The 23,224-nt window shown below is 56.7% G+C and carries 19 protein-coding genes and 1 tRNA gene; 12 read left to right on the forward strand and 8 right to left on the reverse strand.

Going from position 1 to position 23,224, the window contains the following annotated elements:
• Positions 1-17: 17 nt before the first annotated feature.
• Entirely contained in the window at positions 18-605 is a 588-nt protein-coding gene (locus ABLN87_RS02280) for a shikimate kinase (RefSeq protein ID WP_353007137.1), read from the forward strand.
• A complete protein-coding gene (gene aroB, locus ABLN87_RS02285; protein WP_353007140.1) occupies positions 606-1,718 on the forward strand; it encodes a 3-dehydroquinate synthase in 1,113 nt (370 codons plus the stop codon).
• 8 nt (positions 1,719-1,726) lie between these two features.
• On the opposite strand, the gene ABLN87_RS02290 is transcribed toward aroB, so the two are convergent.
• Together ABLN87_RS02290 and ssb are read right to left on the reverse strand one after the other, a co-directional pair.
• Positions 1,727-2,797: a site-2 protease family protein gene (locus ABLN87_RS02290; protein WP_353007143.1), complete on the reverse strand. Its 1,071-nt coding sequence runs from the start codon at positions 2,795-2,797 to the stop codon at positions 1,727-1,729.
• Positions 2,798-2,815: 18 nt separating this feature from the next.
• Positions 2,816-3,304 carry a single-stranded DNA-binding protein gene (ssb, locus tag ABLN87_RS02295; RefSeq protein ID WP_353007145.1) on the reverse strand — a complete coding sequence of 163 codons (489 nt, stop codon included), beginning with the start codon at positions 3,302-3,304 and terminating at the stop codon, positions 2,816-2,818.
• A gap of 205 nt (positions 3,305-3,509) precedes the next feature.
• Between ssb and ABLN87_RS02300 the strand changes: the two genes are divergently transcribed.
• Positions 3,510-4,088 (forward strand): lytic transglycosylase domain-containing protein, encoded by a 579-nt coding sequence (locus tag ABLN87_RS02300; protein WP_353007147.1) that lies wholly within the window; start codon positions 3,510-3,512, stop codon positions 4,086-4,088.
• A gap of 189 nt (positions 4,089-4,277) precedes the next feature.
• On the opposite strand, the gene ABLN87_RS02305 is transcribed toward ABLN87_RS02300, so the two are convergent.
• The 6 genes from ABLN87_RS02305 to miaA form a co-directional block, all read right to left on the reverse strand.
• On the reverse strand, positions 4,278-4,967 hold the full coding sequence (locus tag ABLN87_RS02305) for a HEAT repeat domain-containing protein (RefSeq protein WP_353007149.1): 690 nt from the start codon (positions 4,965-4,967) through the stop codon (positions 4,278-4,280).
• A 257-nt stretch (positions 4,968-5,224) separates the two neighbouring features.
• Positions 5,225-7,312 (reverse strand): ABC transporter ATP-binding protein, encoded by a 2,088-nt coding sequence (locus ABLN87_RS02310; RefSeq protein WP_353007152.1) that lies wholly within the window; start codon positions 7,310-7,312, stop codon positions 5,225-5,227.
• Between the two features lie 94 nt (positions 7,313-7,406).
• Positions 7,407-8,870, reverse strand: a complete 1,464-nt coding sequence (locus ABLN87_RS02315; protein ID WP_353007155.1) for an ABC transporter permease — start codon at positions 8,868-8,870, stop codon at positions 7,407-7,409.
• Between the two features lie 13 nt (positions 8,871-8,883).
• Complete coding sequence (locus ABLN87_RS02320) at positions 8,884-9,930, reverse strand: ABC transporter permease (RefSeq protein WP_353007157.1); 1,047 nt, start codon at positions 9,928-9,930, stop codon at positions 8,884-8,886.
• Positions 9,931-10,053: 123 nt separating this feature from the next.
• Positions 10,054-11,724, reverse strand: coding sequence for an ABC transporter substrate-binding protein (locus ABLN87_RS02325; protein ID WP_353007160.1), 1,671 nt, complete (start codon positions 11,722-11,724; stop codon positions 10,054-10,056).
• 369 nt (positions 11,725-12,093) lie between these two features.
• Entirely contained in the window at positions 12,094-12,987 is an 894-nt protein-coding gene (miaA, locus tag ABLN87_RS02330) for a tRNA (adenosine(37)-N6)-dimethylallyltransferase MiaA (protein WP_353007161.1), read from the reverse strand.
• A gap of 97 nt (positions 12,988-13,084) precedes the next feature.
• On the opposite strand from miaA, the gene pyrH reads away from it, so the two are divergent.
• The 9 genes from pyrH to ABLN87_RS02375 all read left to right on the forward strand — a co-directional run bounded on the left by pyrH (position 13,085) and on the right by ABLN87_RS02375 (position 23,151).
• Entirely contained in the window at positions 13,085-13,828 is a 744-nt protein-coding gene (gene pyrH, locus ABLN87_RS02335; protein WP_353007164.1) for a UMP kinase, read from the forward strand.
• Between the two features lie 42 nt (positions 13,829-13,870).
• Positions 13,871-15,097, forward strand: a complete 1,227-nt coding sequence (locus tag ABLN87_RS02340; RefSeq protein ID WP_353007167.1) for an aminotransferase class V-fold PLP-dependent enzyme — start codon at positions 13,871-13,873, stop codon at positions 15,095-15,097.
• A gap of 48 nt (positions 15,098-15,145) precedes the next feature.
• Positions 15,146-16,570: a cryptochrome/photolyase family protein gene (locus tag ABLN87_RS02345; RefSeq protein ID WP_353007170.1), complete on the forward strand. Its 1,425-nt coding sequence runs from the start codon at positions 15,146-15,148 to the stop codon at positions 16,568-16,570.
• 69 nt (positions 16,571-16,639) lie between these two features.
• On the forward strand, positions 16,640-17,848 hold the full coding sequence (locus tag ABLN87_RS02350; RefSeq protein WP_353007172.1) for a cyclopropane-fatty-acyl-phospholipid synthase family protein: 1,209 nt from the start codon (positions 16,640-16,642) through the stop codon (positions 17,846-17,848).
• A 15-nt stretch (positions 17,849-17,863) separates the two neighbouring features.
• Positions 17,864-18,304: a TrgA family protein gene (locus ABLN87_RS02355; RefSeq protein ID WP_353007173.1), complete on the forward strand. Its 441-nt coding sequence runs from the start codon at positions 17,864-17,866 to the stop codon at positions 18,302-18,304.
• 28 nt (positions 18,305-18,332) lie between these two features.
• A complete protein-coding gene (locus tag ABLN87_RS02360; RefSeq protein WP_353007174.1) occupies positions 18,333-19,448 on the forward strand; it encodes an NUDIX domain-containing protein in 1,116 nt (371 codons plus the stop codon).
• Between the two features lie 68 nt (positions 19,449-19,516).
• Entirely contained in the window at positions 19,517-20,551 is a 1,035-nt protein-coding gene (locus tag ABLN87_RS02365) for a cysteine synthase A (protein WP_170530120.1), read from the forward strand.
• Positions 20,551-22,971, forward strand: a complete 2,421-nt coding sequence (locus ABLN87_RS02370; RefSeq protein WP_353007176.1) for a DUF3772 domain-containing protein — start codon at positions 20,551-20,553, stop codon at positions 22,969-22,971. Before ABLN87_RS02365 ends, ABLN87_RS02370 begins: the two co-directional genes overlap by 1 nt.
• A 90-nt stretch (positions 22,972-23,061) precedes the next feature.
• Positions 23,062-23,151 (forward strand) — tRNA-Ser (locus ABLN87_RS02375).
• Positions 23,152-23,224 lie beyond the last annotated feature (73 nt).

A 23,224-nucleotide genomic window follows, 5' to 3' on the forward strand; every position in this document is an offset into this window, starting at 1 on the left:
ACGTCATTCACGATGAAATGAGCGAAATTAAGCATAACACGCGGCTTGCGGATAACGGATCATCCTATGATCTGCACAAAACGGTTGTGCTTGTAGGCATGATGGGGGCCGGAAAGACAGCCGTGGGCCGGGCTTTGGCCGCACGGCTGGGTGTTCCGTTCCTCGATAGCGATGCCGAAATCGAATCGGCGGCCAACATGACAATCTCCGAGATATTCGAACGCGATGGAGAGCCGTTCTTTCGCCAAAAGGAAACACAGGTCATTGGTCGTTTGCTGGATGAGAAGCGGGGTATACTCTCCACCGGTGGTGGCGCGTTTATGTCTGCCGAGAACCGACGCATGATCAGTGAACGCGGCGCAGCGGTTTGGCTGCGCGCGGATCTGACTGTGCTTTGGAACCGGGTGCGTCACAAGGATACGCGCCCCTTGTTGCACACCGCCGATCCATACGCCACGCTCAAGGCCCTGTACGACGAACGCGTTCCGATTTATGCCAAGGCCGATCTGATCGCTGACTCGGATGGCGAAACTTCGATCGACAATATGGTGGACCGCGTGGTCGAGGCCTTGTTGGCCCGCCCGGATGTTTTGGAACGAAAATAAATGCATCAAACCGTACATGTAGAGCTGGGCGAACGCGCATATGATGTCGAGATTGGCCCCGATCTGCTGGCGCAATCGGGCGCACGGATCGCGCCTTTGCTGCATCGCCCAAAGGTAGCGGTTCTGACCGACGAAAACGTGGCCAAGCTGCATCTGGAGGCTTTGCGTGAAGGTCTGGCCGCTGCCGGGATTCAGATGTCTGCGCTTGCACTACCCGCAGGTGAGGCGACCAAAAGCTGGCCGCACTTTGAACGCGCCGTTGAATGGCTGCTGGCCGAAAAAGTCGAACGCCGCGATGTTATCATCGCCTTAGGCGGCGGCGTGATCGGAGACCTCGCGGGCTTTGCTGCCGCCGTGCTGCGCCGTGGGGTTCGGTTTGTGCAAATCCCTACCTCTCTGCTGGCGCAGGTCGACAGTTCGGTGGGCGGAAAAACCGGGATCAATGCGCCGCAGGGCAAGAACCTGATTGGGGCGTTTCATCAGCCTTCGCTCGTGCTGGCCGACACCTCGGTTCTGGGCACCATGACCCAGAGGGATTTCCTGTCTGGATATGGTGAGGTCGTTAAATACGGCCTGCTGGGCGATGCCGCGTTTTTTGACTGGCTTGAGGCCAACGGCCCTGATGTTTCGACCGGTGATATGGCCGCGCGGGTCAATGCGGTCACACGGTCGGTGCAGATGAAGGCTGACATCGTCGCGCGGGATGAGACAGAGCAGGGTGACCGGGCGTTGCTGAACCTCGGCCATACCTTCTGCCATGCGCTAGAGGCCGCGACCGGCTATTCCGACCGTCTGCTGCATGGCGAAGGTGTTGCCATGGGCTGTGCACTGGCGTTTGAGCTGTCATCCCGTCTCGGTCTGTGTTCGCAGGAAGACCCAAGCCGTGTTCGGGCACATCTAAAGGCCATGGGGATGAAAACCGACCTGTCCGATATCCCCGGAGAGCTTCCGGATGCCGAAGCGCTGGTCGACCTGATGGCGCAGGACAAAAAAGTGATCGACGGTCAGCTGCGCTTTATCTTGGCGCATGGGATCGGTCAGGCTTTTGTTACCTCGGACGTACCGCGTGATGCGGTGATGTCGGTGTTGCAGGATGCGTTGGCAGCGCGCTGAAACGCTATTCAGCGTCCACCTATGATCATCAACTCGGCAATGTTCTCGCGCGTGATATAGCCGATCATATTCCCTGTTTGACTCATCACCGCGACGGCAGGTGCGCCTTTGTGCAACTCTCCCAATACCGTTTCCAGCCCTGTGGTCAGCGCGACTTGGGGGATATCGGCCTCCATGATCGATGTTGCCGGGTCGGATCGCGGATGATCCCCGGCCAGCGCTGCAAACAGCCGATCGCGTGTGACAAAGCCCAGCAGTGCTCCGTCAGATTCCAGCACCGGAAACTCATGCTGAGTTGTGTGGATCACGGCCTCGGCCGTTGTGTTCAAAGTATCCTGAGGCGACAGAGAGCGAAACGCGGTGATCATGGCGTCGCGTGCCAGAACGCGCCGTGCCACTGACCTGAGCGCGACGTCCTGATTTTCGGAATTGGCGGCGATAAACACAAAGACTGCGATCAGAACCAGAACCGGATTGCCTGAGCTCAGCCCCCAGAACCCGAAGCCAACCGCGACGATCTGGCCGCTGACCGCGGCGATACGGGTGGCGGTGCTGCGATCCATACGCAGACAGAGCAGGGCGCGAAAGACACGCCCTCCGTCCATGGGAAAGGCCGGGATCATGTTGAATGCCGCCAACAGCAGATTGATGTAAGCCAGCCTTTGTACTAGCCCTGAACTGGCCGTATCCAGATCGGAGAAGGACCCGATCGACATCCCTGCGCCAAGCAGAACCAGCACCAACCAGATGACAATATTCACCGCTGGGCCTGCAAGGGCCACGAGGACTTCTTGCATCGGTTTTTCTGGCATCCGCTCCAGTCGCGCCAGACCGCCGATGGGCAAAAGGGTGATGTCAGGAGTTTTGATGCCAAAGCGCCGGGCCATCAAGGCATGGCCGAACTCGTGCGCCACGACGCAGGCAAACAAGGCCAGAACAAACAGCAGGTTGTCGACAGCCGCTGGCCAGCCGCCGCTGGAATAGGCCGCAAACCCGACCCAGGCGAGCAGAAGGAAGAAGGTGACATGGACCCTCAGTTCAGACCCGAGTAGTCGGCCGAGCGAAAAGGACCATGTCATGCGGTGTCTCCGTCTTGCTTAGAACGGAATCTCGTCGTCGTCGATTCCGCCGGATGCCGGGGCAGGGGCATTGGATTGGCCGTAGGGATCGCCATAGCCGCCACCGGCCTGACCGCCGCCATAACCACCCGACTGGCCACCACCGCCACCTTCGCCACGGCTGTCCAGCAGGGTCAGTTCACCACGATAGGGGCGCAGAACAACTTCGGTCGAGTAGCGATCCTGCCCGGACTGGTCCTGCCATTTGCGGGTTTCCAACTGACCTTCGATATAGACCTTGCTGCCCTTGCGCAGATACTGCTCGGCAATACGAGCCAGCGGTTCCGAGAAGATGGCCACCGAATGCCATTCCGTCCGTTCCCGACGCTCGCCAGTGTTACGGTCTTTCCAGTTCTCAGATGTGGCGATGCGCAGGTTGCACACTTTGCCACCGTTCTGAAACGACCGCACCTCGGGATCGCGGCCAAGATTGCCGACCAGAATGACCTTGTTGACTGAACCCGCCATGTATTTCCCCGTTCTGTATTACTTTGAATGCGCCGAATCTGACGCCGGATATCTTTGCGACCCTATATCGCCTGCGTCATGGTTAAAACATGATTGATCACACTATCGTTCGGCAAGAATTCCCGCCCCGGCCTTAACCAAGCTTTCATTTTTGACTGGAATACCTATACTCCGACTGATTTTTGAGCGAGCGGGATAAGCTTTGATGCGTTCTGTGTGTGTTGGTTTAACGGTTCTGGGCATTGTGCTGCTGTCGGGTGCTGCGCAGGCAGATACCTTGTCGACCAAAAGTCGAATGGATATTTTCCTGAAACAATCCAAAGTGTTGGATGGCCGCGCTGCCACGCAATATCGCGGGTCCGAGCGTTTGAAACCAAAGACCTCGCAAGGCAGTTTCGTCAAACGCTATACCGGTAGCTATCGCGGCCAATATCTGACCATGGCGCGGCAAGCCGCCCGTCTTCATAGCATCCCTGAGGAGCTGTTCTTACGTCTCGTGCAACAGGAAAGCGGCTGGAATCCGCATGCAAAGTCGCACAAAGGGGCGCTGGGTCTGGCGCAGCTGATGCCACAAACGGCTGAATTGCTGGGCGTGAATCCGCATGACCCCAAACAGAACCTGGAAGGCGGCGCGCGGTATTTGTCCTGGCAATATCGCAAGTTCAAATCCTGGCCCCTGGCTCTGGCCGCCTACAACGCTGGCCCCAAAGCGGTTGAAAAGCACGGCGGTATTCCGCCGTACAAGGAAACTCAGAACTATGTGAAAGTGATCTGGGGCGGTTAGTCTAGCGACACGAACACTTTGGTATCTGCGGGCTCACTCATAAAATCGTGCATTCGGTAACACAGAACTAGGCGACGGTTGTAAACTAGGCTACTTGCTGAGCATATTGCCGATTATGTGTCAGGCGTTCCAATATCGACAGCACCTTGATGTCAGCTTCGAGCCTAAAGCTGCGACAATATTTGGGCACTAGAGCCTCAGCGTTTCGGCGTATGCCAAGTAAGCACTTTTTCTGGCCCACTTAATGACATTGCGGCATTCCTCTTGCTCAACCCGTTCGGCCAAGTCGATCAGATTTTCATCTGCAATCAATCTGGGGCGTGTCGCAAGTCCCACGCCAAGCCTATTCGCTATAGGGTTCTCATGGCTCAACAACCATTTGAGTATATTCGGTAACCCAGAAGAAGACCGGTTTGCTCTACGTGAAAAGAAACTGCTTATGACGCGCGGGAATTGTTCGAAAACCGTTTCCTTTTTCGTCGCCGCAGCTTCATTAATCCCAGTAATCAGCATGCCAACTTCACAGTATTGGATGAAGCGCATGACTATGCGGTGCACGAAAGGATCAGGATCATCAAGCAATTCTATGACCTTACCCAAAGCAATGGTATCGAATTTTGTGGCGCATTGTCCCAGCGCAATCACTGCATTGGCACGAATTTGAGGGTCCTCGTGATCCAAGAGTGGGACGATATCGTCCAGAAGGCATCTTACCTTTGTTCCCAACTCATAGATCAGATAGGCAGCAAGGCTTAGAATCTCTGGGTTGCTTGACACCAGCATCGGTCTCAGATTCTCAATCGGGAAACCATTCCAGAAAGCTAAGTACAGTTCCTGACTAAATTCAGTTTCCTTGCCAGTCATGACAAGTTCAATCATTTTCTCGGGGGTCAATTTAAATCGGCACTTAGGCTGCCGCTTCTAGTTCTCTTTGTCAAAATGATATCACGCTTGAATGCAATCAACCACCTGATCCTAAGGTTCGCTTTGTCTCGCTTATCCGATTTTACGAGCTATTGTGCCCTCGCAGCTTTCTGCAAGGGCGTTCTCCTGCAGGAGTACTTGACGCCTTACGTTGGTTTTAACCTTGCAAAGAGTCCGACAAGAGCTGCTTGCCTGAACAGCGCCATTAATTCCTACTCTGCCGCGATTTTGATCACCGGCTCCATGCGAGCCAGAATGTCCTCGGCCAGGTGGCATTTCACCTGATGTCCTTCGGCAAGTGTTCTGACCGGTGGAACATCCGATTCACATCGTCCGTCCGGCACTTCGGATTTCCAGCGGCAGCGTGTCTGGAACGGGCAGCCCGGCGGTGGGTTCATGGCTGACGGTATATCCCCCTCCAGAACGATATGCGTTTTCTCGATGGATGTATCCGCAATCGGAACCGCGCTCAGCAGGGCTTCGGTATAGGGGTGATAGGGGGGGGAGAAGACCTGATCGGTTGTTCCCAGTTCGACCACGTGGCCGAGATACATCACCATCACCCGGTCGCTGAGATAGCGTACAATCGACAGGTCATGGCTGATGAACAGCAGTGTTGTCTTGTGCTCGCGCTGGATCTCCATCAGTAGATCGGTGACCGCCGCCTGTACCGACACATCCAGCGCCGAAACAGGCTCATCCGCCACCACAATCCGTGCATCGCCAGCAAAAGCTCGTGCGATGCCCACACGCTGTTTCTGGCCGCCCGACAATTGCCGGGGCATCCGATCCGCAAAGGCGCGGGGCAGTTTCACCAGATCCAGCAATTCCAGCATACGCTTCTTACGCTCGGCCTCGGAATTGCCGACCCCGAAGATCTCAAGCGCGCGGATGATCTGGCGCCCCACGGTCATCGAGGGGTTCAGCGTGTCAAACGGGTTCTGGAATACCATTTGCACTTCGCCGACAGTTTTGGCGTCGCGTTCTTCGATGGGCACGTCTTCAATATTGCGGTTGTCCAGCAGGATCTGCCCATCAGTCGCCGTCTCAAGCCCCATCAGAACTTTTGCAAAGGTGGATTTCCCGCACCCGGATTCACCGACAATGGCCAGCGTCTCGGATTCATGCGCCTCGAAACTCAGTGTCTCGTTGGCCTTCACAACCTTCGTCTCACCGCCGCCGAACAGAGCGTTGGCTGCCACCTCATAGTATTTCTTGAGGTTGTCCATCTTCAGAACGGTTCTGCCAATCTCGGCCTTTTCCTTCTGCTCGCCCACTGAGATCGGAGCGTTCCAGTCGATCTCTTTGAACTTCAGGCAGCGCGTGTGGTGTCGATCATTGCCGGGCACCGCCTCCATCAGGATATTCTGCGCGTCACAGCGGCCTTCTTCGAAATAGTCACAGCGCGGGCCAAAGTTACAGCCCGGCGGGCGTTCATGCGGCAAGGGGAAGTTCCCCGGAATGGCGACCAGCGGGCGCGCGTTCTTGTCCGCGCCGGGCAGGGGGATCGACCGGAACAGGGCCTGCGTATACGGATGCTGCATCTCGTCGAACACATCTTTGATCGAGCCACGCTCGACCGCTTCGCCCGAATACATCACGCACAGCCGGTCGCAGGTCTCAAGCACCAGACCAAGGTTATGCGAAATAAACAGCATCGATGTGCCGTATTTCTTACCCAGATCTTTGACCAGTTCGACCACGGCAGCCTCAACCGTCACGTCCAGCGCAGTGGTCGGCTCGTCCAGGATCAAAAGCGCTGGCTTCGACATCAGCGCCATGGCGATCACGATCCGCTGCTGCTGACCACCCGACAACTGATGCGGGAAGGAGTTCAGCATCCGCTCGGGGTCGGGCAGGCGCACATCGGTGACCACCTCCAGCGCGCGGGAATAGGCCTCTTCCTGGCTTACCCCTTCGTGGATCATCGGCACTTCCATCAGTTGTTTGCCGATCTTCATGGCCGGGTTCAGGCTGGCCATCGGCTCCTGATAGATCATCGCGATCTCGTTGCCGCGAATGTCACGCAGCTCTTCGGTGGTCATCTCAGACAGATCACGCCCCTTGAACTTGATCGAGCCGCCAACAATGCGCCCGTTCTTGCCCAGATCCTGCATAACACCCAGCGCCACCGTGGACTTACCACAGCCGGATTCACCCACCAGCCCGACAGCCTCACCAGGCTGCACAGAAACCGAGAAATCCATAACGGCGGGAATTTCCCTCAGCCGGGTGAAAAACGAAATCGAAAGCTTGTCGATCTCTAGGATAGGCCCATCATAGTCCGCCAATTTATTCATCTGTGTTTCTCCTCGCGAGAGTCCGGGGGATCCCCTTCATCTGGCTATAAATATCCCGGGGGTCCGGGGGGCTGGCCCCCCGGCCACAGTCACATCAGTCCTTCAGGCTTTCTTCGCGCAAACCGTCTGCCAACAGGTTCAAACCCAGAACCAGTGATAGCAACGCCAACGCAGGCGGAAGGGCAGGGTGCAGATAGATCGACAGAAGCTTGCGCCCTTCATTGATCGTGGATCCCCAATCCGGGCTTTCGGGCGGCAAGCCCAACCCGAAGAAACCCAAGGTCCCTAGAAGGATGGTTGTATAGCCAATACGCAGACAGAAATCGACGATCAGCGGACCACGCGCGTTAGGCAGGATTTCCCACAGCATGATGTACCACGGACCTTCGCCACGGGTTTGCGCCGCCGCCACATAGTCGCGGGTCTTGATATCCAGCGCCAGGCCCCGAACGATCCGGAACACGGTCGGAGAGTTCACAAAGACCACCGAGACGAACACCACCAGAATGCCGCCCGGAATATCGAACAGGTCCAGATAGGTGGGCAGACCCCATATGCGATAGCTATCCGTATTGATGATATAGCCGCCGGTCGATATCAGCGACAGATACAACCACAAGGCCACACCCAGAACACCGATCAGAAGAGGTGTACGGAAATTCGGACGCGTGTAGTAGCGCGAGTTCAACAGCACTCCCAAAAAGATGATCGGGAATATGAACAGGACAGCCGCCATATAGTTCGGCACTCCGGTTGCCACGATCTCGGGCGTCACCAGCAGGTAGAACAGCAGGATTACTGGGAAGGCCAGGATCAGGTTCGCCAGGAACGACAGCAGAGTATCCAGACGACCGCCATAGTACCCGGCGGGCAGGCCCAGCGTGATACCAACCATAAAAGCAAACATCGTGGCCAGCGGTGCGATCTGTACCACGATCCAGGCGCCTTTAACCATTCGGCTAAAGACGTCGCGGGCCAGATTGTCGCCGCCCAGCAGGTACCAGGCGTATTGGCCGTCTTCGATGTTGGATAGTGGGGTGCCGGGAACCTTGTTTTTCATCCCCGAAACCTGTGCCAGCGGATCATGGGTCACGATCATGTCGACCGCCCCGAATATCCCTGTAAAGACCCAGAACATGACAAGGCCGAAACCGATCATGCCGATGGGGCTGTCGAACAGCTTGCCATAAAGGCCCAGCTTGCGTTTGAAAGCGATCGACATGGCATAAAGCAGGATCAGCGAAAGCCAGACAGGTAGAAATTGCTGAGACATGGCGCCGATGATGCCCGCGCCCGTGCCCAGCACAATGCCGAGCACGATATAAGCGACGGCAATCCCGACACTGGCCAGGAAGCTATAGCGCAACGACGCGCCGATGAGATTTCTCAAGCCCGAACTTGAGGTCAGCGTGCCATCCGGGTTCACGGTCATCTGATCCTCTGGCAGCACGATGCTGGCCAACATCCAGACCACGATTGACAAGATCATCAGCCCCAATGCCAGGGCCAATAGCGGGTTCAGGAAGGCGATAGAGCCGGTCCAGGTTAATGGTTCCATATCCTATCCCTCCTTAAGAAATGCGGATGCGCGGGTTAAGGTAGACATAGCCGATATCCGAGATCAGCTGCGTTATCAGCACCACAAAGACCGACACGACTGAGATCGCCAGCAACAGTTGGATGTCGTTATTGCCCGCCGCCTGAACCAGTGCCCAGCCAAAGCCCTTGTAGTTGAACAGGGTCTCGACGATCACCACGCCATTCAGCAGCCATGGGAACTGCAGCATGATGACGGTGAACGGCGCGATCAGCGCATTGCGCAGCGCGTGTTTCATGACGATGTTCGGGAAAGACACGCCTTTCAAACGCGCGGTGCGGATGTACTGCGCCGTCATCACCTCGGTCATCGAAGCGCGGGTCATTCGGGCGATATAGCCCATACCATAAAGCGCAATGGTCAGCACCGGCAGGAAGAAGTTCTCAAACGTCGGGTTCTCCATCGCTTGCGTGGCCGTGCCCTTGAACCATTTCAATCCAACAGCGGATGAGGTGAAGATGGCGATGAAGATCACGCCCGACACATATTCTGGTGTCGCTGTGGTGGTGATGGCAAAGGTTGAAAGAGTCCGGTCGGTGGCCGAACCTTCTTTCATCCCGGCCAGGATACCCAGGATCAGCGCAGACGGGACCATCAGCAACATCACCCAGAACATCAGCCGTCCGGTCAGTGCCAGACGATTACCAACAACGGTTGAGACCTCTTCTTTAAAGACCGTCGAATATCCCCAATATCCTTGTAGGATACCGCAGAAGTTAGGCGCCTCTTCCGCAGATTGACCGGGCAGGATGCATCGGCCTTGAACCGTGCCATCTTCATTCGTATGCCGGTACGAGGGCAGAACCCCCAGCCATTCGCCGTATTTGATCGGCGTGGATTGCAGATAGCCGCCTTTTTCCAGAAAACTCTCAACCTGCTCATCCGACATCCGGAAATTGCCCTGCGTTTTCGCAAGCTTTTCCAGGTTTGGATAGAGGTTCGTCAGAAAGAAGACCAAGAACGTCAGACACAATGCTGTCAAAAGCATGATGCCCACGCGTCTTAGGATAAATAGTCCCATGTTAGCCCCTGTTGGTAGGCTGGCGTGAATGCCTTTTGGCTTCGCGCGTAGCTGTTTTATGGTCGTCGCAGTTAGGACGAAAAGGCCGCGCCAATGTGGCGCGGCCTCGTGTTTGGTATTGGCTCAGGACAGGATGCCGAACTTGTAGATCTGCGGCAGGTCCGCGATGTGCTTTTCGACACCCACCATGTTATCGCGGTGGTGGCGCATTGCTGTTCGCCAGTAAGGCTGAATAGTCACGCCTTCATCGATCATGATCGCCTGCAGTTTGGCCATCACCTCACGACGTCTGTCGACATCAGCGATCGAGTTCGCTTCGGCCAGCAGCGTATCGAACTCCTCATTGGCAAAGCCTGATTCATTCCACGCAACGCCTGATTTATAGGCCAGCGCCAGAACCTGTGTACCCAACGGACGGTGGTTCCAGTTGGTCGACGAGAACGCGTATTTGGTCCAGTCGTTCCAGAAGGTCGATCCCGGAAGAACGGTGTGCTTGGCCTTGATGCCCGCGTCGTTCAGCTGAGCGACAACAGCAGCGGTGGTGTTCCGGCGCCAGTCGTCGTCAATGGATTGAACCTCGTGTTCGAAATCACCCATGCCCGCTTCGTCCATCAGTGCCTTTGCACCTGCCGGATCGTATGGAATACGGGTCACGGCCGAGTCATGCTCGGGGTGCATCGGGCCCACATGGCAGTTGTCGGCTGGGATGCCGTATCCAGACATACCCAGTTCCAGGCAAACCTCGTTGTCCACGGCCATCGCAAGGGCCTGACGGACCCGCTTGTCACCATAGATCTTGTTGCCATTCCCATCTTCGGCCAACTGGTTGGGGCGGATAACGATAGTAAAGCCCGACGGAATTTCCGAACGAACCAGTCCAATACCGTCGAAGATATCAACGAATTCGCCGACCGATTCCCAGTTCATGTCGATCTCTTCGGCCTCATACGCGGCCAGGAAGGCGGCCGGGTCGGTGCCGTAGTCGATGAACTCGATCCGGTCGATATAGCCGCCCTTGCCGGCCTCGTAGCCCCACCACTCATGGCCTTCGTTGCGGACTAGAACGCCCTTCACGCCCACTTCGTGGCTTTCGGGCAGCATGAAGCCTGTTCCGACCGGGTTGCTCAGCATGTCATTGGCGTCAAAGCTGCTGTGCACGATGGCGGCGGGATAGTCGGCCATGCCCGGAATGATGGTGATGTCCGGGGCGTTACATTTCAGCTTAACCGTATGGCTGTCGACAACGGTGATCGCGCCATCGGCTGCTTTCTGCGTGTCTGCATTTGCCAGCGAAGCCATCCGCGCGGCCATCGAGTTGCCTTCGACCGTTGCATCACACCATGCGGTGATGTTGCGCGCCACGTCTTCGGCGGTGAAGTCGTCGCCGTTGTTCCACTTCACACCCTTACGCACGTTCAGCGTATATTCGGTGGCGTCGTCATTGGCTTCCCAGCTTTCCAGAAGCATGGGTTTGAACGTACCGTCGTTGTTATATTCGACCAGATATTCCAGCCAACCTGCGGTGAAGGTGGCGATCTGTGTCCAGTCATATGTGCGCGGATCCTTGAGCGCGCGCACTTCCATCTGATAACGAATGGTGCCGCCGCGCGGAGGTTCTTGAGCAGCCGCAGGTGTTTGCAGGCCGATCATGCCATAGGCTGTGGGTACGGCAACACCCAGCGCGGTTGCGCGCGCCATGAACTCGCGGCGGCTGAGCTTACCGTCGCGGCATTCCTGAGCGTGCATCTCGGCCGCCCAGTGAACATTTGCTCCGGTAGTTGATTGATTTGCCATTAACTCTTCTCCCTGAGTTACAGTTTTTTTTGATGTGATGATTCAGATTACGCGGCGCATTTTGCGCCGTCAGGTAATTCTATGGGTCTCGTTTTTTGGATTCTGTCTCTCCCCATGGGCGTATTCGGCACCAGAAAAATGGCAGCGTCAATGTTCGAATTCGTCATCCAAGGTACAAAAACGACATCCTTTGCCCTTCGGAACGGGCTGTTTCCGGTAACGGGCGGAGGTGATTGTTTTGTTAATAACCGGATTCAAGCGGGCTCTGGATGCTGCTTATGTCGATTCAAGGTGACGTTTGGCCCAGCGGGCCAATATGGGAGATGCTTATTCGATCTGCGAGAAGGCGCGCGATAACCTCACTTCATATCACTTTGAGATATCTATGCGATTCCAGTTCTTCATTCGAGCCCGGAACCAAGTGCGCTGTCGTTTGGCGAATTGTCGGGTTGAGATGGTGGCGCGCTCGCGGGCTTGGTCCAAGGTCATCTGGCCCTCTAAAACCGACATCAACTCGGGCACACCGATCGCCTTGAAGGCTGGCAAGGCAGGATCGAAGCGCTCGCGCATGGCAGCAACTTCGTCCAAAGCGCCTTTTTCCAGCATCTGATCAAACCGGTGGGTGATGCGGTCTTGCAGCCAGGCTTTATCGACATCAAATACCAGGGGGGTACAATCCTTGATCTGCAAGACCGGCGGCGGGGTGTCTGCCTGCCAGGAGTTCAGGCTGCGACCGGTGGCACGCTGAACCTCCCAGGCGCGCTGGACGCGCGCGCGGTTGTTGATGTCGAGCCCGGCCAACGTAACCGTATCTACTCCATTGATCAGGTCTGACAGGGGCAGTTGATCCGCCTCGTGCCGAACCTCGGGCGGAGTGACCGGGATTTCGGCCATGCCTTCGGTCAGGGCTGTAAAGTAAAGCCCGGTGCCGCCAATAATGATCGGTCGCTCAGTGCCTGTCAGCAGCGGAACGACCTCGCGCAGCCAATGTCCGGTGGAATAGCTTTGATCATAAGCGATGTGCCCATAAAGCCTATGAGGCGCGCGTGCCTCGTCCTGAGCCGAGGGTCTGGCCGAGATGACCTGCCAACAATCATAGACCTGACTGGCATCCGCATTGACGATGACCCCCCCAAAGGTTTCCGCGATCTGCAAGGCAAGCTCGGATTTTCCCGATGCGGTCGGGCCTGCGATCAGAACGGGTTTGCCGTCTTCAATTGGGGGCAAATCGTTCCAAATCTGTGCTTCGTTGTGCTGGGCCATACCGGGGTGTCTTATTCCTGACTAACCGCATTGAACCTGCGGAGGTTTTGCTTCATTTTGCGCCGGAAAATAAACCCGTGCCAGCCCGGAGCGCAATATGAGCCTAACCTCATCCACCGACATCACGAAACCCAAGTATAACCGCGTTATGCTGAAGATCTCTGGCGAGGCGCTGATGGGGGATCAGGGATTCGGCCTGCACCCGCCAACCGTCCAGCGCATCGCGCAAGAGGTGAAGTCGGTCCATGATCTGGGCGTTGAGATTTGCATGGTGATCGGCGGGGGCAACATTTTCCGCGGTCTCAGCGGCTCAGCACAAGGAATGGAACGGACCACAGCCGACTACATGGGGATGCTGGCGACCGTGATGAACGCGCTGGGGATGCAGTCGGCGCTGGAGGAGATCGGGGTGTTCACCCGTGTGATCTCTGCCATTCGCATGGATGAGGTGTGCGAGCCGTATATCCGCCGTCGCGCCGTGCGACATCTGGAAAAGAAACGGGTTTGCATCTTTGCTGCCGGAACCGGCAATCCCTATTTCACCACCGATACCGCCGCGACCCTGCGCGCCAATGAGATGGCCTGTCAGGCGATATTCATGGGCAAGAACGGGGTCGATGGTGTTTACGACAAAGACCCCAAAGAACACGCGGATGCCGTGCGCTATGACACGGTCAGCTATGATGACGTTCTGGCAAAACGCTTGCGGGTCATGGATGCCTCGGCCATTGCGCTGGCGCGGGACAATAACCTGCCATTGATCGTGTTTGGGCTGGATGAGCCCGGCGGGTTCCGGGGTATTCTGGCCGGTGAGGGGACCTATACCAAGGTTCAGGGCTGACGCTGCGCAACCAATCAAAAACACATAGGGGAGGGACCGGTCATGGCACCGTTGGATATTGATTTCGTGCGGGCGCAGTTCCCGGTCTTTTCCGAACCCAGTTTGCAGGGACAGGCTTTCTTTGAAAACGCGGGCGGGTCCTATACCTGTCAGCCCGTCATCGACCGGCTGACGCGGTTCTATACCCAGCGCAAAGTGCAGCCATATGCGCCGTTTGAGGTCAGCCAACTCGCAGGTGCCGAGATGGATGAGGCGCGAGCCCGGCTGGCCGCCATGCTGGGGGTTGAGACAGATGAGCTGAGCTTTGGCCCGTCGACCACGCAAAACACCTATGTTCTGGCACAGGCCTTCCGGCAGTGGCTGAAACCAGGCGAGGCGATTGTCGTCACCAACCAGGATCACGAGGCAAATTCCGGCCCCTGGCGCCGCCTCGCAGAGGCTGGCGTGGAGGTGCGGGAATGGCAGATTGATCCTGACACCGGCGCGCTGGATCCGAAGGACCTTGAAAACCTTCTGGATGAGAAGGTGCGCCTTGTCTGTTTTCCGCATTGTTCCAACGTGGTGGGTGAGATCAATCCTGTGACGGAAATCACCGCGATTGCTCATGCCGCAGGCGCTTTCGTCTGCGTTGATGGCGTGTCTTATGCACCGCACGGGCTGCCGAATGTCGGCGATCTGGGGCCGGATATCTATCTGTTTTCCGCGTATAAAACCTATGGCCCGCATCAGGGCTGTATGGTCATCCGGCGCGGGCTGGGCGAGCTGTTGCCCAATCAGGCACATTATTTCAACGGTGATGTCCTGTACAAACGGTTCACGCCGGCTGGGCCAGACCACGCGCAGATTGCAGCGAGCGCCGGGATGGCCGACTACATCGAGCAGCTTTGTCTGCATCACGGTGGCCCAAAGCAAGGCGCGGCAGAGCAAGGTGCATTTGTACATGACCTGATGCGCGCCCATGAAGAAGCGTTGCTGCAACCGGTTTTGGATGCCTTGAAAACCCGCAACACCGTGCGTCTGATCGGCCCCTCGGATGCAACGCGCCGCGCACCGACGGTTGCACTTGCATTAGGACGGCCAGCTGAACCTGTTGCGGCGGAGCTAGCAAAACATGGCGTGATGGCGGGCGGAGGCGACTTTTATGCTGTGCGCCCGTTGCAAGCGATGGGTGTCGATCCAGAGATGGGAGTTTTACGGGTCAGCTTCACACATTACACCTCGAAACAGGAAATTGATCAATTGCTGGAGGCACTTGACCGCGTTTTGTGATCCACTTTCAGCCCTGTTTCGTAGTGCGAAGAAAAGAACAGGCTGGCTATGTCGACACAGCACTCTCCGATCATCATCTGGTTTCGCAGGGATTTTCGCCTGTCCGATCATCCGGCGCTGTCCGCTGCTGCGCAAACAGGTCGCCCGGTGGTGCCGGTATACATCCTTGATCCTTTGGCCGAGGCACTGGGGGCTGCCCCTAAATGGCGTTTGGGTCTGGGGTTGGATGCCTTCTCCCAAAGCTTAGAACAGATTGGCAGCCGTCTGATCCTTCGGCGCGGCGATGCTTTGGCGCAGTTGCGCGCGGTGATCGCCGAGACAGGGGCGTCCGAGATTTACTGGTCGCGCGCTTACGATCCCGAGTCGATTGCACGTGATACCAACATAAAGACGAAGCTCACCGAGGATGGCGTACGCGCGAAGTCCTTCTCAGGTCATCTGTTGTTTGAACCCTGGACCGTCGCCACCAAAACCGGGCAACCGTTTCGGGTGTTCACTCCGATGTGGCGCGCGGTGCAGGGGAGAGACGTGCCAGAGCCTGATGCGGCCGTCACGCGCCTGACCGCACCGTCGCAATGGCCTCAGAGCGACATTCTGACTGACTGGAATTTAGCGGGATCCATGGACCGGGGTGCGCTGATCGTGCGCCCCTATGTCCAGCCGGGGGGAAGCGCCGCGTTCGATCATTTGGACGGGTTTCTTGACCGTGTCGCGCGTTATTCTGATGACCGGGATCGGCTGGATATCGATGGGACCTCAAACCTGTCAGAATATCTGTCGCTGGGTGAGATCGGGCCACGGAGCGCATGGCACAGGGTGCAGCGCGCGGCGATGCTGGGGGTTTCGGGCACTGGTAGCTTTTTGCGACAACTGGTGTGGCGCGAGTTCGCTTATCATCTGATGTACCACACGCCACATCTGCTCACTGGAAACTGGCGACCTGAATGGGATGCATTTCCGTGGAACACAGACACGGATCACCCCGAGGTGACCGCGTGGAAGCAGGCAAGAACCGGCATTCCGGTGGTCGATGCAGGCCTACGAGAGATGTATGTGACCGGCCGAATGCACAACCGCGCCCGGATGATTGTTGCGAGCTATTTGACCAAGCATTTGATGACCCATTGGAAGATTGGCATGCACTGGTTCGAGGATTGCCTGATCGATTGGGACCCGGCCTGCAACGCCATGGGGTGGCAATGGGTGGCTGGATCGGGCCCGGACGCGGCGCCGTTCTTCCGTATCTTTAATCCGCTAACCCAGCAGGAAAAGTTTGATCCGCAAGGCAAATATCTGGATCGCTGGATCGCCGAAGACCGTTCGAACCCAACGCCTACGGCCTTGTCATATTTCGATGCGGTTCCCCGGTCCTGGTGGCTGGATGCAGGGCAATCCTATCCGCCGCCTGTTGTTGAACTGGCCGCAGGCCGCGCCCATGCTCTGTCTGCGTATGACAGCCGAAAAAACCAGTAAGGAACTGAAAACTTGCAAGAAACAAAAACCCGTCCTAGCCTGCATCAAACACCGCAGAGGGGAGAGCGGATGACCCTGACATCGACCGAGGGGCAGAAAGACCTGCCCAGATATTTTGCTCAAGTTTTCAAAATGCTCGGCAGGATGGAGGCCGGGCGATTGGACATTACGTTGCCCGATGGTCGCGTGTTTCGGACGGAAGGTTCTCAGCCAGGTCCTATCGCTGCGGTTGAGATTCACGATCCCGATGTGTTTGCGCGATTGATCCGCGAAGGCGAACTTGGATTCTCGGACGCTTATTTAGAAGGGCATTGGAGCACGCCCGACCTGCGGTCATTCATGGATCTGGTGCATCTGGGCTCGGAAACGGTTTACGACGGGTTTACCGGCAAGTTCCTTGTTCAGGCCTATGAACGTCTGCGGTTCTGGTTGCATCGGAACAACCGGGCTCAGGCCAAAAAAAACATCTCGTATCACTACGATCTGGGCAATGATTTCTATGGGCTGTGGCTCGATGATACGATGACCTATTCCAGCGCCTTGTTCGAGACCGGGCAGGAGAGTCTGGAAAAGGCACAGACCGCCAAATATGCAAGCCTGATTGACGAGATGGGCGTGAAACCCGGTGATCATGTGCTTGAGATCGGATGCGGGTGGGGCGGTTTTGCCGAATATGCCGCGAAAGAGCGTGGCCTTCGGGTCACCGGCCTGACCATTAGTCAAGAGCAGTTGAAGTTTGCGCAGCAACGCATGGAAAAAGCTGGACTTTCCGAGATGGTTGATCTGAAGCTGCAGGACTATCGGGATGAGACCGGGCAATATGACGGTATCGCCTCGATCGAGATGTTCGAAGCGGTGGGGCAGAAATACTGGCCCGTCTATTTCGATACGGTGCGCGAGCGGTTGAAACCCGGGGCGCAGGCGACGCTACAAATTATCACAGTTGGCGATCACCGCTGGGATTACTATAAGAATGGCGTTGATTTCATTCAGAAATATATCTTCCCGGGTGGTATGCTGCCATCGCCAACGGTTCTGCGTCAACAAGTCGATCTGGCGGGGCTGAACCTGGTACGCTCGAAAGAGTTCGGCAAAAGCTATGACCTGACTTTGCGCCGCTGGTATGACACCTTCAACGCCAAATGGGATCAGATCGCTGAAATGGGGTTTGATGAGCGTTTCCGCCGCATGTGGAATTATTATTTGACCGCATGTGGCGCCGCCTTTGACACGGGCAATTGCGATGTGACACAGATCACCATAGCAAAGCCCAGTTAAGGAACGGAATACGCAATGCCCACAGCCGCACGTCTTGTTGCCGCCCTTTGCCTGGTGGTGGTGGCCTTTCTGGTGTCGACCATGATCATCGAGAATGGCGAAGAGGGCAAAGACTATGGCTATTTCACCCTTGTGAACATTGCACTGGCCGTTGCCTGTGGGTGGAAGATCATGGGCAAGCGCGCCGGGCGTGGATGGACAGCGGGGATCAACAATGGTCTGACCGGAGTGGCCTCGCTGGTGTTTTGGGCGCTGTTCGTGCAGGGCTGTTACGAGATGTTCCGCCAGGCCATGCGCAACCGGTATGATGGCCCGTTCGAGGCTGTAAAGGCGATCTTCGTGATCGGAGTGGACTATGGAAAGCTTCTGCTGGTGCCTGAAATTCTGATCACCTTGGCCATCGGATCCGTCTTGTCTGGGCTTGCAACCGAAATCGCCAGCCGCCGCTGGCGCTAACCCGTCACTCCAAATAGAAAGCCTCTCGGTGTCAGATTTGTTCTTTTACGGCACCCTTCGCTATGTCCCGCTGCTGGAGCGTGTCCTGGGCCGTTCCGCGGAGGATTTGCGCATCATACCGGCGACCCTTGCGGATCATGCTGTTCACGCGGTTCAGGGGCAGGATTTTCCGATGATCCAACGCGTACCCGGCACACAGGCCAATGGTTTGCTGGTGCGCGGCCTTAGCGAGGTCGATCTGGCGCGGCTTGGGTTCTACGAAGGCGGTTTCGACTATGACCTGCAGACGCTGAATGTAGAATTGCCGGATGGCGTTCAGGCTGAGGCTCAGGTGTTCTTCCCAGCCCCCAGCGCCTGGGTTCCCTCAGGTCTGTGGTCATTGGAAGCATGGGCCGAAAGACTGGGGCCCGTCACGGCCCTCGCCGCCGAGGAAGAGATGGCCTATTTCGGCAGGGTCGACGCAAAGCAGATGACCCGTAGCATGCCCGCCATCCAGACCCGTGCCTGGGCCAAGCTGTTCGCGCGACAGCGGCGCACTGGTGATCCGCGTGACATCACACAGGACGTGATCGTCCACGGCCACCACCGCGCCTATGTCGACTATTTCGGGATGGAGGAGATCCGGCTTCAACATCGCCAGCATGACGGATCGATGGGGCCGGTTCTGAACCGCAACAGCCTGTTGCAGGGCAGTGCGGTGGTCGTTTTGCCTTATGACCCTGTGCGTGATGCGGTTCTGCTGGTCGAACAGTTTCGGACACCGATTTTCCTGATCGAAGACCCAGAACCCTGGATGTGGGAGCCTGTCGCGGGCATGATCGATCCGGGTGAAACACCGGAACAGGCTGCACATCGCGAAGCGCTGGAGGAGGCCGGCGTCACCTTTGACACATTGGAGTTTGCAGGCGGGGCTTATTCGTCCAGCGGATCCTCGACCGAGTACCTGTATCTTTATGTCGGACTAGGGGAGTTGACCCAAACTACGGATACGGGCGGTTTGGCGAGCGAAGGTGAAGATATCCGCACTCGGATTGTGCCTTATTCCGAATTCATCGACCTTGTAGACAGCCATGCGTTCAAGGATTTGCCGCTTCTGTCCTTAGCCCATTGGCTGGCCCGCCATCGGGACCGGCTGCGCGGGTGACTATCGCGCTTGTGGTTGCGGCAGCGCGGCTGTAAATCTTGCCTGATACCAAATGACATGAGGGCGCCATGCGCATTGCACGAGACCTTGCCGACGCAGTCGGGAAAACACCGCTGATCCGGCTGAAACGCATCAGTGAAGAGACCGGATGCGAGATCCTCGGCAAAGCCGAGTTCATGAACCCAGGCCAGTCCGTCAAAGACCGCGCGGCGCTTTACATCATTCGCGATGCGGTTGCCCGAGGTGAGCTAAAGCCCGGCGGCACCATTGTCGAAGGCACCGCGGGCAATACCGGGATAGGCCTTGCACTGGTTGGCGCCTCGATGGGGTTCAAGACGGTGATCGTCATCCCCGAAACTCAATCGGAAGAAAAGAAGGACATGCTGCGCCTTGCGGGTGCGCAATTGGTGCAAGTTCCCGCCGCTCCGTATCGCAACCCCAACAACTTTGTGCACTACTCGCGTCGTTTGGCCGAGGAACTGGCCAAGACCGAACCCAATGGCGCGATCTGGGCCAATCAGTTCGACAACGTTGCCAACCGTCAGGCGCATGTTGAAACCACCGGGCCTGAGATTTGGGAACAGACCGACGGCAAGGTGGACGGTTTTGTCTGCGCGGTCGGGTCGGGCGGTACATTGGCCGGTGTGGCCGAAGCGTTGCAGCCCAAAGGCGTTAAGATCGGTCTGGTCGATCCGATGGGCGCGGGGCTGTATTCCTACTACACCACCGGTGAGATCGCGATGGAGGGCGGCTCGATTGCCGAAGGCATCGGGCAGGTGCGCATCACTAAGAACCTCGAAGGGTTTAAACCCGATTTCGCGTATCAGATGACCGATAACGAAGCCTTGCCTTATATCTTCGATCTGCTGCGCGAAGAAGGTCTGGTCATGGGCGGGTCGACCGCGATCAACATGGCGGGCGCTGTGCGTCTGGCCAAGGATTTGGGGCCAGGCCATACCATTGTGACCATTCTGTGCGACTATGGCACGCGCTATCAGTCGAAACTGTTCAACCCGGAATTCCTGCGGGAAAAAGAGCTGCCGGTGCCTGATTGGATGACCGAAGTTCCCCGTAAAATCCCCGGCGTTTTCGAGGATATCTGATGCTGCAACAGGTCCGCCTGTGTCTGACGCTGGTGATCTTTTGCATGTTCGGGCTAGTTGGCGCGGCTACCGCGCAACTGACCGACAGGCAGAGTGAGTATTATCAGGGTTGGATCAAGACGGCGGACCGGGCTGAGGCGGTGATCGATGCAAACCGAGCATCGAATGCCGCAATGGAGAACTTGCGCTCGGAAATTAATGGATATCGCGAAGATTTTAACAGGGCGCGTGGCGCCAACACCGAGCGGATACAGACCCTTGAAAGCCAATTAAAGGCCCTGGGCCCCAAGCCTGAAGGTGATGCCTCAGAACCTGAAGACATCGCTGCGTTGCGCGAACATCTCGAAAACCAGCTCAATAGTCTGCGGGTCCCTCGGATCATATCTGAGGAAGCATTTAGCCGGGCAAATGGGCTGATCAGCGAGATTGATCAAATTCTGCGCGAGCGTCAGAAAAAGCAACTGCTTGAAAAAGGGCCATCTCCGATCAATCCGGTTTATTGGGGTCCGGCGTGGGTGGACGTGAAAGAGGCCTTCCGCAGCCTCATCAATGAAACGGTCGAGAACATGCGAACAGACGTTGTTCGCGAACAGGTCACCGATCGTGGTTTAGGCATCTTTATATTGCTGGTGCTTTCCGCTGTTTTGCTGATCTTTGGTAAGCATTGGTCCGAAAAAGGCGGGGACTACTTGCGCAGGCTCGGCGGCAGGGGTGCAGGCGCATGGACCTTTGTGATTTCTCTGCTTCGGATTGTTCTGCCCTGGATCGGGGTCGTCGCTATCGTGACAGCAATCGACATGACCGATGTTCTTGGTCTGAGGGGCACTTTGCTGCTGGATGAGATTCCCTATTGGGCTGCGATCATTCTGTTTTACGATTGGATTGGCCGTCAGATTTACGTGATGAGCGCTGCGAACGACTTTAAGCGTATTTCCCCTGCCAGAATCACAGAATTGCGCATCTACATTGATCTTCTAGCGATCATGTTGATCCTGCACGAGTTGGCATTGCTGTTCGAGCAGATTGAAAACACCTCTGATGCGACCCGCGCGGTTGTCAGTTTCCCGGTGATCGTGGTCACTGCACTTTTGCTACTACGTGTTCGGCAAATTCGAACCAACGATATAAGGTTCGAGGGTTCCGATCAGGCGGGCACGGTGCGCAGCGCCGGTTTCACACAAGTAATCGAATTTTTGCGCCGCGCTGTTTTCTTGCTGGGTATCACAACGCCTTTTCTGGCGATTTTTGGCTATATCAACGCGGCCGAGGCCATTGTCTTCCCTGCTGTTAAGACGCTTGTTCTGATCGCTGCGTTGGTCATCATCCAACGTTTTGTCAGCCAGGTTTATGGCTGGATCACAGGGCAGGGCGATGCCGCGCGGGATTCTCTATTCGCAGTTTTGGTCGGGTTTGCCCTGTCGATACTGGCGTTGCCGATTTTGGCGATTTACTGGGGCGCACGTGAAACGGACTTGCTAGAGGTCTGGTCGCGCCTCTTGCAAGGGTTCAACATCGGTGGGATTACAATTTCGCCCAGTAACTTCCTGACCTTTGTCGCCGTATTTGTGATCGGTTATGGGCTGACACGATTGTTGCAAAGCGGGCTGCGAAACTCGTTGCTGCCCAAAACCAGTATCGATCCGGGTGGCCAGAACGCGATTGTGGCCGGTTCGGGCTATGTTGGGATTTTCCTGGCGGCTTTGGTCGCAATTATGGTGGCAGGTTTTGATCTGTCATCGCTTGCTATTGTCGCGGGTGCCCTGTCTGTCGGTATTGGGTTTGGTCTGCAGACCATCGTATCGAACTTCGTGTCCGGTATCATCCTGTTGGTTGAGCGACCGATCTCCAAAGGCGACTGGATCGATGTAAACGGAATGATGGGCTATGTGCGCGATATCTCGGTCCGGTCAACGCGGATCGAAACATTTGACCGTACAGATGTGATCGTCCCCAACTCGGACCTGATTTCCGGCGTGGTCACCAATTATACAAGAGGCAATACAATTGGCCGCGTAATCGTGCCGGTGGGTGTCGCCTATGGCACCGATACACAGCAGGTTGAAACAATCCTGGGTGAGATTGCAAACGCACATCCCATGGTTCTGGCGAACCCAGCGCCCAGCGTCGTGTTCCAGGGGTTCGGCGCGGATTCGCTGGATTTTGAAATCCGGGCGATCCTGCGGGATGTAAACTGGGTGCTGTCAGTAAAGTCCGACATGAACCACGAAATCAACCGACGCTTCACCGAAGCAGGTATCGAGATTCCGTTCGCTCAACGTGACCTCTGGCTGCGGAACCCAGAGGTGCTGCAGGCGCAATCGCCTGTCACCAAGCCTGAGGAGAAACCCAGAAAGGCCTCTTCTAAGCCCGCCGATCTGACTCAGGCGGATCTGTCTGACGGTGACGGAGATGAGCCTTAGCCCGATTTCAGATCTGCCTGTGAAAGGTTGAGTTTTCGCGCTATTCGGCCCTTGCAAATCCCCCAACGATGGTTCAAGTATCCCGCTCACGGAGAGGTGGCCGAGTGGTCGAAGGCGCACGCCTGGAAAGTGTGTAGGCGGGAAACCGTCTCCAGGGTTCGAATCCCTGTCTCTCCGCCATCAGCCCTTGCTGATAGGAACCTTCGATTGGCGCGCAGGCGGCTTTGGGTATGTGTTTCTTGTGGCAGCTCGA

Source organism: Ruegeria sp. SCP10, from assembly GCF_040329495.1.
Lineage (GTDB): Bacteria > Pseudomonadota > Alphaproteobacteria > Rhodobacterales > Rhodobacteraceae > Ruegeria.